This window comes from uncultured Cyclobacterium sp. (assembly GCF_963976465.1).
Taxonomy (GTDB): domain Bacteria; phylum Bacteroidota; class Bacteroidia; order Cytophagales; family Cyclobacteriaceae; genus Cyclobacterium.
The window spans coordinates 1-12,618 of the sequence record NZ_CAXBOC010000109.1 but is presented as its reverse complement, the minus strand read 5'-3'; the positions used below and the strand labels follow the sequence as shown (position 1 = coordinate 12,618).

Annotated in this window: 10 protein-coding genes and 1 pseudogene; 3 read left to right on the top strand and 8 right to left on the bottom strand. The window is 39.3% G+C overall.

Going from position 1 to position 12,618, the window contains the following annotated elements:
• From AAC037_RS08285 to AAC037_RS08275, 3 genes and pseudogenes are all read right to left on the bottom strand, one after another.
• Positions 1-317: pseudogene (locus AAC037_RS08285) on the bottom strand (molybdopterin containing oxidoreductase); the annotation flags it as partial.
• A 183-nt stretch (positions 318-500) separates the two neighbouring features.
• Entirely contained in the window at positions 501-1,199 is a 699-nt protein-coding gene (locus AAC037_RS08280) for an ATP-binding cassette domain-containing protein (RefSeq protein WP_339902540.1), read from the bottom strand.
• On the bottom strand, positions 1,196-2,683 hold the full coding sequence (locus AAC037_RS08275; protein ID WP_339902539.1) for a DUF5687 family protein: 1,488 nt from the start codon (positions 2,681-2,683) through the stop codon (positions 1,196-1,198). Before AAC037_RS08275 ends, AAC037_RS08280 begins: the two co-directional genes overlap by 4 nt.
• A 122-nt stretch (positions 2,684-2,805) precedes the next feature.
• On the opposite strand from AAC037_RS08275, the gene AAC037_RS08270 reads away from it, so the two are divergent.
• Together AAC037_RS08270 and AAC037_RS08265 are read left to right on the top strand one after the other, a co-directional pair.
• Complete coding sequence (locus AAC037_RS08270; RefSeq protein WP_339902538.1) at positions 2,806-3,666, top strand: GNAT family N-acetyltransferase; 861 nt, start codon at positions 2,806-2,808, stop codon at positions 3,664-3,666.
• A 180-nt stretch (positions 3,667-3,846) separates the two neighbouring features.
• A complete protein-coding gene (locus AAC037_RS08265) occupies positions 3,847-5,568 on the top strand; it encodes a DNA polymerase III subunit gamma/tau (protein WP_339902537.1) in 1,722 nt (573 codons plus the stop codon).
• A 387-nt stretch (positions 5,569-5,955) separates the two neighbouring features.
• Here the strand turns inward: AAC037_RS08265 and AAC037_RS08260 are convergent, their stop codons facing one another.
• From AAC037_RS08260 to AAC037_RS08245, 4 genes are read right to left on the bottom strand one after another with little or no spacing between them, the layout of a single operon-like run.
• Positions 5,956-6,948 carry a DUF3078 domain-containing protein gene (locus tag AAC037_RS08260; RefSeq protein WP_339902536.1) on the bottom strand — a complete coding sequence of 331 codons (993 nt, stop codon included), beginning with the start codon at positions 6,946-6,948 and terminating at the stop codon, positions 5,956-5,958.
• A 44-nt stretch (positions 6,949-6,992) separates the two neighbouring features.
• Positions 6,993-8,591, bottom strand: coding sequence for a LysM peptidoglycan-binding domain-containing protein (locus AAC037_RS08255; protein ID WP_339902535.1), 1,599 nt, complete (start codon positions 8,589-8,591; stop codon positions 6,993-6,995).
• Positions 8,592-8,604: 13 nt separating this feature from the next.
• Positions 8,605-9,240: an O-methyltransferase gene (locus AAC037_RS08250; RefSeq protein ID WP_339902534.1), complete on the bottom strand. Its 636-nt coding sequence runs from the start codon at positions 9,238-9,240 to the stop codon at positions 8,605-8,607.
• Positions 9,241-9,245: 5 nt separating this feature from the next.
• Positions 9,246-10,475, bottom strand: a complete 1,230-nt coding sequence (locus tag AAC037_RS08245; RefSeq protein ID WP_339902533.1) for a pitrilysin family protein — start codon at positions 10,473-10,475, stop codon at positions 9,246-9,248.
• Between the two features lie 554 nt (positions 10,476-11,029).
• Here AAC037_RS08245 and AAC037_RS08240 point away from each other — a divergent pair.
• On the top strand, positions 11,030-11,239 hold the full coding sequence (locus AAC037_RS08240; protein ID WP_339902532.1) for a hypothetical protein: 210 nt from the start codon (positions 11,030-11,032) through the stop codon (positions 11,237-11,239).
• A gap of 123 nt (positions 11,240-11,362) precedes the next feature.
• Here the strand turns inward: AAC037_RS08240 and AAC037_RS08235 are convergent, their stop codons facing one another.
• Positions 11,363-12,439 (bottom strand): hypothetical protein, encoded by a 1,077-nt coding sequence (locus AAC037_RS08235; RefSeq protein WP_339902531.1) that lies wholly within the window; start codon positions 12,437-12,439, stop codon positions 11,363-11,365.
• Between the last annotated feature and the right edge of the window lie 179 nt (positions 12,440-12,618).

The following is a 12,618-nucleotide window of genomic DNA, read 5'->3' as shown; positions in this document are numbered from 1 at the left end:
ACGGTAAGGGTCCAGTTGTCTACATCGATTTTATCAGGAATCAGCCCGTTATTTCTGATAAACATTTTATCTGCAGGGGTGACATCATCGTCCAACAAATGGGCTCTTGATTCCACGTTCCAAGGTTTGTCATTCAAGACAATCATGTCTTTATGCTTTCCAAAAAGTTTACCCGGATCGTTGTCTTGTTCCAAAGCAACAGGTGTATAATTTTCAGGAAGGGCAAAGACTATATTACTACCCAAAAGTGCAGCCATCGAACTCAATGCTGATTTTTTAATAAATTTTCTCCTATTTGGATTTTCTGTTTTTGCCATAGGTATTCTGGTTTCAATTGAAATCGTAATTTAAACGATTTTAACGGAAAAAAATATATGGGAAACTCAATATAGTTTAAATGGGACTAATACTATATTTTGACCAATGCAGGCATGTTTCTTTTTGACAAAACCTTGGGTGGATTAAATGGTGTTTGCTAGCATAATCTTTGTCTTGATAAATTAGCTAACATTGAAGTAATTGTTTAACGCTTCTGTCATTGAACTTTTGTCTTCTAAGTCTCTCACAATGACACCTTTTTCCAGAAGCACAATTCTCTCGCAGATTTCGGTAACATGGTTTAAATCATGGCTTGATATTAAAAAGGTAACCAAATTTTCTTCTTTTTCTTTCAAAATTAATTTTTTCAGCCTGATTTGAGAGCTTGGGTCAAGGTTTTCAAATGGCTCATCAAGCAAGACAGCTTCCGGTTTTCCTAAAAGAGCCGCCGCTATCCCTACCTTTTTAATGTTTCCTTTGGAAAGATCGCGTATGTATTTTTTTGAGCCTAGGATCTCTCCGTTAAAAAAATCAGCAAACTTGTCAAGATGCAGTTGAAGGTCTTCTTCAGAAAGCCTATATATTTTTATCAGTGCTTTGAAATATTCTTCAGGACTAAGGTAGGAAAGGAGCATGTTTTCGTCCAGGTATGCCCCCACTTTGGTTTTCCATTGCTCACCTTTGTTTACCTCTTCCTCATCTACACTTACAAAACCCTCTGTGGCCCTGACAAGGTCCAGCATAATGCGAAACAAGGTAGTTTTTCCTGCTCCATTATTCCCTACAAGACCAATACATTGGCTTTTTGGAATGGTAAGATCCGGAATGTTAAGGACAGTCGTGCTGCCGTATATCTTTTTTAAGTCCTTTATCTTTATCATAATTCTTGACGAAATGCTGCGGAAATTTCATACTTTTTATCTACAACCACATCAGCCATCTTTGTAGATATCATTGGGAATACCAGTAGACCGAAAGCACCAATTATACCAAGGGCCAGCAAGCCAATATAGTCTCCAAACCAATAGGCCATCGGTAAGAATACCACATAAGGGACGGCTACCAAAGGAATGATCATTAGGAATTGAGAAAGTCCCATACCTTCATAGTTGAATATAGAGCCTTTGTTGAGGTTCATTGGCTTAGGTTTCCAAAGTGCAAGGTAAATTACCAGATGAATGGTAACCCCCATATTGAATAAAAACGTAGCCAAATGTATGAAAAGTACATTCCAACCAAAGTAAACATAAGGTACAGAAAGGATGAAACAGGCAAAAGAGATGCCGCTAAATAGCAAGTATTTTCCTCTAACTAATGCGCGCAATCCATTTTTTTGGTGTGTATAGAAATCAAAAGTTGGTGAATTCCAGCTTAGGAATAATTGTCCGTATTGCAGCATGAAAATTCCCGTAATGAATGTGCCTACAAAAATAAATAAATAACTAAACCCTGTTTCTACCCGATAAGCTGGATTGGTGTAAAAAATCAATCCATATAGTAAGAAAAACAGGCAAAGCATTAGATAAGTCCTGCTTTTCTTATGCCTGATGATGAGTTTCCATTCCAGATTTGCCATTTCTCCGGCAAGTCCGAATTTTGATAAAAAGCCTAAATCCTGATTGGCAAATTGTAAATGTTCTCCTTCTGCCAGCTCTTCCAAATAAGCATTTTGCCTGTAAAATGCAAAGCACAGAAAATAGCTTAAAATAAATACAATAGCTAATAAAACGATGGGGGCAGGGTTTTCAAGAGCAAAGGTAAAGACCGGCTCAAAGAAGCCACCCAAATCATATAAACCAAAATAATTTGAACCTATGCTTACCAAAAGAGCACTGAATACTACAAGGGTTCCTGTAAGGCTGTCCTCAAACCTTTGTTTAAACCAAAGGACAAACCAGTGCATGGACCAGCTGGTCAATAAAATTGCTCCTAGCCAGACCATTGCAGGCGCAAAACCATAAACTTCCATGACCTCAACATATGCAAAAGGTCCAAAGATTAGCAAAGCCACTATATTAAGTGGAGACAAGAAGCTGCAGGCCAGTAAAGAATGTATGATCCCGGATTTGGGAATTGGTAAATGCAAATAGTTTTCCAGATTGATTACGGGCAATTGTTGGATGAAATACCTGTAAATTAGCTCTAATAAAAAGAAATAAAGCAGGTTGCTATTGATGAAAATTATCGCGTCAGGCTTTTCTAAAACATCTGTAACGAGCCTATTTAGGAATAGCCCAAATAATAATAAATAGCCCAATAATAAAATACCTATGAATAGCATCAATATACCTATGGCCAAACTTCGTGCAAAAGAAGTCCCTCGTATTCTTTTAAGTACTTCAAGTTTTATCAGGGTTTTCACCATATTCGCTGTTGGGTTATTTGGGTTTCTGTAGGTTAGAATTTCTAAAATATGAAAAAAATCCCAATTGCAGTTAATTATTCCAGTTTACCGGTTTATATTTCAATTTAAGTTGTTAAGTTAAAATGGACTCAGAATTATTTATAAGGGAAATGCAGCTGAAAGACCTTGAAGCTGCTATGCGATTAAAGACTGTAGAGGGATGGAACCAAACAGAAGCAGATTGGCAATTGATTTTAGCGGATAACCCTCATTTATGTCTCGTAGTTTTGGCAGCAGATGAGGTGGTGGGTACTGTTTGTGCTTATAGTTACCAAGACAAACTGGCCTGGATAGGCATGATGCTGGTAGATAGAAATTACAGAAGGAGGGGCATCAGTAAAAGGTTGATGCGAGAGGTAATACAGCGAATTGGGCACAAGCAAACCATTAAACTGGATGCAACCCCGGCCGGCCAAAAAGTTTATGAACATTTGGGGTTTGTGAAGGAGTACTCCCTTTTTAGATGGGTTCGCTCCAAAGAAGCTGTATCGGCAAATGAAATGGAGACGGAGAAAGTTCAAGAAGTTTCCCCGGCAGATTTTCCTGAGATTATCTCCTATGATCACAAAGTTTTTGGCGCTGACAGAACCCAGCTCCTACGTCATTTGTTTGAGAGGCTGCCCAATGGAGCCTTTCTGATAAAAGAAGGGGGTAAAATTGTAGGATATATCTTTTGTAGGTTGGGTAGTAAGTTTTTACAGCTAGGCCCCATGATATCCTCAACTGATATTGCGGCAAAAGCGCTTATTTCACGGGTATTGGAAGCTTTTGAAGGCCATAACTTGGTTTTGGATTTGGGAGTGCATCATGCTAATTTATATCCTTGGCTGGAAAGCTGCGGTTTTGCCAAGCAAAGAGAGTTGATCAGGATGTACATCCCACCCAATAAGGTAAAGGAAGAATTAGCTAATTATTATTTGATAACTGGACCTGAACTTGGCTAATTATGGGTGTAGGGAGAAAGGATTTAAATAAATTCATGGATAGCTTGGGCAGGGAAACTGAATTGGTATTAGAAAATGAAAATATTTAAATGCTCAAGTTTCCAGCAGGTTAGGGAAATTGAAGTGGTAAAAAGGACGAACTGTGAGTTTTAAGTTCGATTAATTTTATAAATTGCGGTGATGGAAAATTTTGTTGTTTCTGCCAGAAAATACAGACCCTCGGACTTTAAAAGTGTGGTGGGGCAAAGCCATATTACCACTACGCTTAAAAATGCCATAAAAAATGAGCATTTGGCGCAAGCTTTTTTGTTTTGTGGGCCTAGAGGGGTGGGTAAGACTACTTGTGCCAGAATTTTGGCCAAGACCATAAATTGTGAAAATAGAAAAGACAATGGGGAAGCTTGCAATGAATGCAGTTCTTGTGAAGCTTTCAACTCCAATAGCTCTTTTAATGTTCATGAATTGGATGCAGCATCGAATAATTCCGTCGATGATATGCGAAATTTGGTGGACCAAGTAAGGTATGTTCCTCAAAAAGGAAAATACAAGGTATATATTATTGATGAGGTTCACATGCTTACCACCCAAGCTTTCAATGCTTTTTTGAAGACTTTGGAAGAACCCCCCAAACACGCAATTTTTATTCTTGCGACCACTGAGAAGCATAAAATTATTCCTACCATTCTTTCTCGTTGTCAGATATTTGACTTCAATAGGATTCAGATTCAGGACATTAGCCAGCATTTAGAATACATTTCAAAAGAAGAAGGGGTAGATTATGAAACCGAAGCACTAAGGTTGATCGCCACCAAGGCAGATGGGGCCCTTAGAGATGCCCTTTCTATCTATGATTTGATTGTTACTTTTTCCGCAGGGAAAAAAGTCACCTATCAGGAGACAATTGACAATCTACATGTGCTGGATTATGATTATTATTTTAAAGTTACTGATGCGCTCTTGGAAGAAAGCATCTCCAAAGCCCTGCTGATATTTGATGAAATTCTTAAAAAGGGTTTTGATGGACATAATTTCCTTGTAGGCTTAAGTGAGCATTTAAGGGAATTGATGGTCTGCAAAGATCCTGATACCGCTGTTTTGCTTCAGGTTTCTGAAACTGCCAAAGCACGGTATGTGGAACAATCAGCTAATAGTCCTTTGTCCTTTTTATTGTCCGGATTAAGCATTTGCAATCAAGCCGACTTGTCTTACAAAGCCAGTAAAAACCAGAGATTACATGTGGAATTGGTTTTGATGAAGTTGGCCAAGTTGCCCCATGCCATCTCTTTGGCAGCAGTCTCTGACCAAGAGGCAAAAAAAAGCCTAGCAAATGAGTCTGAAGTAAAAGCGGAAGCTGCAGGAAATGCTAAAACCTCAACCCAGCCTGCCCCAGCTCAAGTCATCAAAAAGACAATCGCCATTCCTTCAAACCTGAAAGCCGTTAAAAATCAGGTTAAAGCGAAGCCTGCAGAAAAGTTGGCCGAAAAGGAAAGCACCAAAGTGGCTGCTCCTGTGCTGGACGATAGCCTACCCCGACAGCCAATCAATCAGGATACAGTTAAAAATGTTTTTGCCGAAGTGCTGGATGAGTTTAGAGAAGACCATAAAAATATGGAAATGGCTTTGCTCAATCAACCCTTTGAGGTCAGAGGTCAGGAGGTTGTCTTTATGTTAAGCAGTGGTTTGCACGAAGATTTATTCCCTAAACTGAAACCTGAACTTACCGGGATTCTAAGAAGAAAATTGAGGCATCCGGATGTGGAGGTGACATTTGAGATCACCGAACATGAAAAAGATCCAATAAAAAACCTTTATACTGCAGGAGAGAAGTTTACTTATCTGATGGAAAAATCCCCAGCCCTTAAGGAGTTGAAAAAACGTTTTGGTTTACAAGCGGATTTTTAAAACCTAATCATGGCTTTTCCCATCCCCATGTCAAAAGTTCTTATCTCTTCTCACAGAAGTGTGAATCAAGATATAAGCACGAGCTCGATTTAAATGGGCGTTATAAAAACGGCTACCTCTCATCCGAACCTTTTATAACCTGCAGAGGTAGGAAAGGGTGAAGAATTCTCGTATAGTTTGGGGATTTCCACATCTTCCCCTATTCAAATGCCTCCCTAAGCCTTGGAATGAGAGCTTTTTAATAATTTTAAGTCGAACTCAGGTTAGAAGTAGAATGATTGGTAATATCTTAAATCAGGCTTGCTCCATTTGAAAATAAAAGAGGAGAAGAAAGCATCTCAAGGGCATGAAATCTTCAATTGAAACCTTTGAGATGAGTTTTTGGGTTTAAAAATCTAAACCAATGCCAAAGTTGATGAGGTTTTGAAGCTGTATGGCCCGGGTGGCTGGGCCCTCATCTTGTGGTACATAGACACTCTCATCGTAGATCATGATTGTAGCAATTCTGGTGGTGATGTACTTATTCACCTTTAAGCTAATGACAGAGTTAAAATTGACTACGGTATTTCCCAGTTTCTCATAGTTGGTAAAGAGGTTTAGATCCATTTTCCAATTGATATTTTCCATGACTTTAAAATCGGCCGTGGTATTCAAAGATATACCTGCCTCAGGTTTTACTTTCTCACCGGGTACAACTCCAAATGCTCCTGCCCTACTGAGAGAGTCATCCAATACCACGGTAAACCTCCCTGTAAAAGGAGATAAAATGGATGAGAATTTGGCTCCGTTTTTTGAAGTAGTTTGATAGTTCAGACCGGTTGAAGATTGAACATAACCCGGACTCAGGAAATCTGAAAGGCGGCTTCTACTGTCTCGATCAGCTCCCGATTCACGATAATAACGATACCCTTCAATCAATTGGGTTCGGGCATCAATCTGTGTGGAAAGGTAAATTGTTTTACTAAGTTGCCTACCGTATTTACTGATAAAAATAAAGTTGTCGTTCGATTTTCTTGTGGGATAAGCCCTACCTGTTTGCCGGTTGATTCCATAATTCAAAGTAAGGTTGGTTTCCCAGATAATGTTTTCCTTTTTGTAATTGGCGAAAATTTGGAGTCCGGTATTCAAGGCAAAAGAGCTGGCTCCACCGGCAGCCCAATTGCTTAGACTTACCTGCTGCAAGCTTAAATTAAAATTACCTCCTCTTTTCCAATATATGGGCTCTTCTTCTGTAGTGAAAATCAGAGAGTCTCCTAACATGATCAATGTATCACCACCTATGATTACCGTGTCCGCCTTAGAGAGGGCGTCCTGCGCCGAAACAGTGCTGATTTTGGCTGCAAATAGTAAGAATAGAACGAATACAAATTTGATGTTCATGATTAATAGACAGTGAAATGCAAATATACAGTCAAAAATTTTATTTATTTTCTGATTTCCAGTTTTTGTCCCACTGAAAGGAGATTATCTTCACCAATATTATTCCAACGCCTTAATTCTTCTACTTTAACAGCGAAAGCCCTTGAAATAGAGTAGAGGGTATCTCCCGGTTTTACCTGATATTCCTGATAAGTCTCTTTTGTTTCTTTGGGGGCTTGCGGAGCCGTAGGCACAGGATCTTTTTTTGAAGGGCTTACCTCTACCCTTGGTTGGGCTTTTTGAGCACCTGGCTGCCTTCTCTGTTCTATTCCGGGCTCAGCAGCTTGGATAGGAGCAGGACTCAGTTTCACGCGCTTTATACTTTCGTCTTTTTTATAGTATTTTCTTAAGCGCAATACCATTCCCGGCAAAAGCTGCTCATCTTTATAAATCCTATTTTTGGCCATTAATGAATGCTTTCTGATTCCATACCGTTGAGAGATTTCCCAAAGGGTTTCTCCCGGCTGAACCACATGTTCCGCTGTCTTGGCTTTGCTTTTTTTGTTTTTAGTATAATAATAGGCTCCCGGTTGAATGGGATCTGACGCTTTTAAATCATTGACCCTCCTTAACTTCCCTTCACTTATGCCGGCCTGAATCGCCAGTTGACTTTGGCTATTGGCAATGGCAATAATACCTTTAATTCCATTGATTTTTATTTGATTGGCCTGATTGGCATTGCCTAGGTTTCCGGTGATTTTTGGGAAACCGGAAGCATTGGCACTGTTTGCAAGCAATCCTGCATTATTTGTAGAAGGCGGATTATTGGTGAGCAATGGCCTTTCGGGAACAATACCGTTTAATATATAAGTAATGGTATAGGTTTTGTCACCGGGTATTTTCCCTCTCAAGCACCATTTGTTATATTCCTTTAAATGACTTTCACTTACCCCCAAGGTTTTTGCTACAGATTTAAGGTTGGTAGGCCCTTTGACAGGATATTCATGTAAATAATTTCCATTGTTGACCATTTTCCCAAGCTGGCCTTGGTAAGCGATTTTATGCGCCAAAAACTTTTTTAGGTACCAATAGGTCCCGCGGCTTATGTCCATGTTTCGGTGACCTTTATACTTGTCTTTATAGTAGCGCCTAGCCCCTCCTAAACCCATTTGGTAAGACACCAAGGTGGTGGCCCAGTTGTCCAGGTACTTCTGGTGCTTTTTTAAATACCTGGCGGCTCCCCTCGTTGAAGAAACGATACTTTTTCTTTCGTCCACCTCATTGTCCACTCTTAAAAAAACTTCTTCCGCGGTGCCTTTTTTAAATTGCCAGAAACCAACTGCATTGGAAGTAGAGACGGCATCTGAAATCAGACTGCTTTCCTGGATGACCAAGAATTTAAAATCTTCAGGAACACCTTCTTCCCTAAGGACCCTTTCGACGATGGGTAGATAAAGGTTTACCCGATCCAGCTTTACTTGAAAATGAGAGGCACTTCTATATTGTGCATCTACATCTGCTTGGATATCCTTTCTGGCAGCATCATTTAGCTTTAAGGTTAAGCCTGCAAACTCAATGATTCGGGGGACCTGTGGTGTCTGCCCAAGTACCGGTGCATTTTGATAGATAAAAAATATTAAAAAGGCAATTACTGTTTTTTTCATTCTTTGATTCCGGTTAAAGCTTCCGGGCAAGCATGATGCCATCCCTTATCGGTAAAATTACATTTTCAACTCTTGGGTCATTGTTTACTTTCTCGTTGTACGCCAAAATCGTGGCGGTGTTTTTATCCAATTTTTTGCGGTTCTTCTCTAAGACCTTTCCGGACCATAAAATATTGTCTGCCAATATCAATCCCCCGGGCCTCATTTTGTCGACCACCAAATCGAAGTAATTGACATAGTTGCGCTTGTCAGCATCAATAAACACAAAGTCCAAAGGCTCCGTTAAGGTTGGGATCACTTCAAGGGCATTGCCTATTCTATAATCAATTTTTTTATCAAGGCCTGATTGCTTGAAAAAACCACGGACCATTTCTTCCAATTCTTCGTTGACATCAATTGTTGTCAGTTTACCTTCGGGAGCTAGCCCTCTGGCGAGAAAAATGGATGCATAACCTGTAAACGTACCAATTTCCAAAACATTTATACCGCTTGTCATTTTTACAAACATTTCCAGCATTTTTCCCTGCAGGTGGCCGGACAGCATCCGAGGTTTCAAAACCTTTAAATGCGTTTGTCTTTTGATCAACTGAAGTAGTTTGTCTTCACTTCCACTGTGGTCTTCACAATATTTTAATAGTTCTTCGTCCATCGTGACTATTTGGGTAGATAGGTTAGAAAACTAAATTTATCTATATCATATATTTCATTGGCAAGTTCCAATAGTTCTTCAGCTGTGCAAGACCGTATGCTTGAAAAAATGGCTTCTAAAGGTTCAATTTTACCTTTGTCTAAAAGATTTTTGCCATATACCAGCATTAGTCCTGCATGGTTTTCTTCAGCCATGGCCATCTGCCCAATGGCTTGTTCCTTGCCCATGTGCAACTGCATACTCCCGAGTTTTCGGGTGCAAATACGTTGAATTTCCTTTAAAACAATTTTCCGTGCTTTGGCTGCTGCTTTTTCTTCAGTGCCATAATAGATGCCAATAAAGCCAGTGTCTGTAAAAGCCTGATAAACGGATTCTATGCTGTATACCAAGCCGTGTTTTTCCCGCAAAGCCATATTGAGCCTTGAATTCATACTTGGGCCTCCCAATATATTGTTGAGCAGGTGAAGCTTATACCTCCTGGAATCATGGATGGAGAGCGCCGGTTTGCCTAAGGCGCAATTGGCCTGGCTGATGTCTTTATGAAAAGCATTGGATTTTGGTTCATAGGTCAAGGAAGGAACCCTTTTTTTAGCGCTTCGGCTGGCGGGAATATTGCTTAATAAAGGAGCCAACCGGTTGACAGCCTTTTTAAAACTGATATTGCCTACTACCGAAAATACCATCTTGGAGGTATCCAAATGCTCCGCAATAAAATTGATAAAGTCCTTTTGAGTAAAACTTTTTACAGAATCCTCGGTACCTAAAATATTATAGCCTAGAGAATGGTTGGGAAAGAGTAAGCTGTCAAATTCATCTTGGAGAGCATCATCCGGTGAATCTCTGTACATGGCCATTTCTTCCAATATCACCTGCCTTTCCTTTTCTATTTGCTTGGGAGGGAAGGTGCTGTTAAAAGTGATGTCACAAAGTAAATCAGCTGCTTTGTTCCAATGTTGCTGTAACACTGTTGCATAGAAGCATATTTTTTCTTTGGTAGTATAAGCATTGAGCTCTCCACCTACAGAGTCAAGTCTATTGAGGATGTGAAAAGCCTTTCTTTTTTGAGTGCCTTTAAAAGCCATGTGTTCCCAAAAATGTGCCAAGCCAACCTGTTCCTCCGTTTCATCCCTGCTTCCGATGTCAAGAATAAATCCACAATGAACCAGACGGGTACTGCTTACTTCCTGATGAACAATTCTAATACCGTTTTCAAAGGCCTTGATTTGATATGTCATACTTCTCTTTCCAAAATACAAAAATAGCATCAATTATTGGGAAAGAAACCTGGTAGTTGAAAAATTGGAGTCTATAATGGTATATATCTGGGAAATGGGGGATTTACTTGCTTATAAAAAGGGGAATGCCAATAAGGAGGACCCTTGTAATCCGGTATTGGTTCCAATACCTATATGAAAGGGGCAAGTAGACTTCGGGTTTCGGCATGCTAAAAAGTGAGCCGGTTTTGGGCTTTAATTGACCTTACTGAAAGAGGTTTGGTTCAAGTAACTCACATGATTATCGGATTTTCAACCTACCCCTTTAACCTTAAAAAAAATAAATGAATTTTTTTCAAAAAGTTTTTTTGAGGTGAAATGCAAATTAAGTAAAACGATTTGCAATTAAGGTTTTTTGTAATGGGTAATCTCATAAAACATTGAAATACAAAGGGATTAGGTGTGGTTAGGTGATTTGTTTTTACGGAATTTATGTCCCAATTTTGTCATGTCATCAAGTGTAAATAACTGCACTGATTATTTTTAATAGCTCTAATAAAGTAAATTTTAAGATTATGAAAAGTCAAAAAAAATTAATGTTGGCCCATCTTTTTGCTCTGGTATCTTTGGTTTTGATACTGGCTGTTGCCAATCTGTTGAATTTAAATATTTCCATTAGTGGTGGGGTGAATTTTCTTCATGTAGTGTTGATAATTGTTCCTCAGTTAGGATTTGGTTATTTGTTCTGGAACAATGTTAAAACCGAAAAGAAAGTGTTGAGTTGATTTTTTGAAAAGATTCTAAGCGTTTGGTTTATGCGCTGGAAACTATTGAATTTTTTGGGATTTTTTGAAGCTTACCAATACCTACTTTTTTTTATATTTTTTAATTTTTTCCCCACCTTTCTCTTACAATTTGAAAGATTTAATTACCCCAATGCTTAGGCGATTTTTGTGAAGGATTTGATTTCCATTTAAACTTTGTGACAAAGGGGTCTGCCAAACAAAGCTTAAAGTCCAATCTTTAATGTTGAGGTCTGTTCCTGCCTGTGCAAATACCACATCACCGCCTGTTAGGGCTTGTTTTTCACCCTCCCAAGTATCATTCGCTGCATGTTCAAAATATCCACCAAGATTGGGGACCAAAATCCAATTGTTTTGAAAGGTAAATTGATGAAAGCCTACAGCAGATCCATTAAAACTGTTTCCGAATTGGTATTCTTGGCTACCTTCAGTGGCTGTTTTATAGCTGAAGGAAAGATTCGCGCCTGTTTTCGTATAAAACAACTGGTAATTCATCCTACCAATCAAACTCCAGGAACCTGTGCCGGGCTGGATAATCGGATCATAAAGTTGCTCACCATTGGAAATTCGTCTTGATTGTCCGGTGGGAGCAGTGACGGCTATTCCTGGCCGGAAGGTGTGTCTTGCCTTGGAGTTGTAGATGTAATGAATATAATCAGCAGCTAAAGTCAAATCCCCCCAACCTTTTACACTTATGGTAGTATCCTGAACGGGATTGGGTAGATCTAACAATTTTTCATAATAGACAATATTGGATTCGTAGGGTAGAAGAAAGGCGAAGTTCCAGTTGTTTTTTAGCATAAAATTCCCTCTCAACTCTACCGTTTCATAGGTTTCCCAATCCATTTTTGTTTTGTTGACATAGAGCGCGTTGCCTTCCGGTTCGTGCATAACTACCTGATCAGGGATAGTAGCAGATAAGGTCCTAGCATTGGGCGTATAGTTGTTAAAAAGGCTGTTTTCAAAAGCAGCGTTTGATACATTGGCCGTGGTGATTTGATTGGTGGTATTCCCATACTGTGTGTAATCCCCAAAACTGCGGTGCCTGTAAAACAGACCAAAATAGCTTCTGTTTTGCAAGAGGCTGTATTCAAAAAAGTTGCAGCTATCGCATGCTTTGGCCTCTTTTGGTAAAAAGGAAAATGTCAACAGGGTGATGGCTAAAATAGTGAGTCTTTTCATGGTTGTAAACCTATTTTTGGTAGGCTGGATTTGTAATAAAATTATAATCGTTAAGGCTGTTAAGGAAAGCCAATAGTTGTGTTCTTTCGGTGGCACTTAATACAATGCCATTCTCAAGTTGAGGGGCCAAGGTTTCATTGGTCTTTATGCCGGTTTCATAGTGATCCAATACCTGCTCA

Bases quoted from the DNA above. Each gene is read 5' to 3' on its own strand.
- AAC037_RS08250 (WP_339902534.1), bottom strand. From the start codon at position 9,240: ATGGACGAAGAACTATTAAAATATTGTGAAGACCACAGTGGAAGTGAA.
- AAC037_RS08280 (WP_339902540.1), bottom strand. From the start codon at position 1,199: ATGATAAAGATAAAGGACTTAAAAAAGATATACGGCAGCACGACTGTC.
- AAC037_RS08245 (WP_339902533.1), bottom strand. From the start codon at position 10,475: ATGACATATCAAATCAAGGCCTTTGAAAACGGTATTAGAATTGTTCAT.
- AAC037_RS08275 (WP_339902539.1), bottom strand. From the start codon at position 2,683: ATGGTGAAAACCCTGATAAAACTTGAAGTACTTAAAAGAATACGAGGG.
- AAC037_RS08240 (WP_339902532.1), top strand. From the start codon at position 11,030: ATGAAAAGTCAAAAAAAATTAATGTTGGCCCATCTTTTTGCTCTGGTA.
- AAC037_RS08255 (WP_339902535.1), bottom strand. From the start codon at position 8,591: ATGAAAAAAACAGTAATTGCCTTTTTAATATTTTTTATCTATCAAAAT.
- AAC037_RS08270 (WP_339902538.1), top strand. From the start codon at position 2,806: ATGGACTCAGAATTATTTATAAGGGAAATGCAGCTGAAAGACCTTGAA.
- AAC037_RS08235 (WP_339902531.1), bottom strand. From the start codon at position 12,439: ATGAAAAGACTCACTATTTTAGCCATCACCCTGTTGACATTTTCCTTT.
- AAC037_RS08260 (WP_339902536.1), bottom strand. From the start codon at position 6,948: ATGAACATCAAATTTGTATTCGTTCTATTCTTACTATTTGCAGCCAAA.
- AAC037_RS08265 (WP_339902537.1), top strand. From the start codon at position 3,847: ATGGAAAATTTTGTTGTTTCTGCCAGAAAATACAGACCCTCGGACTTT.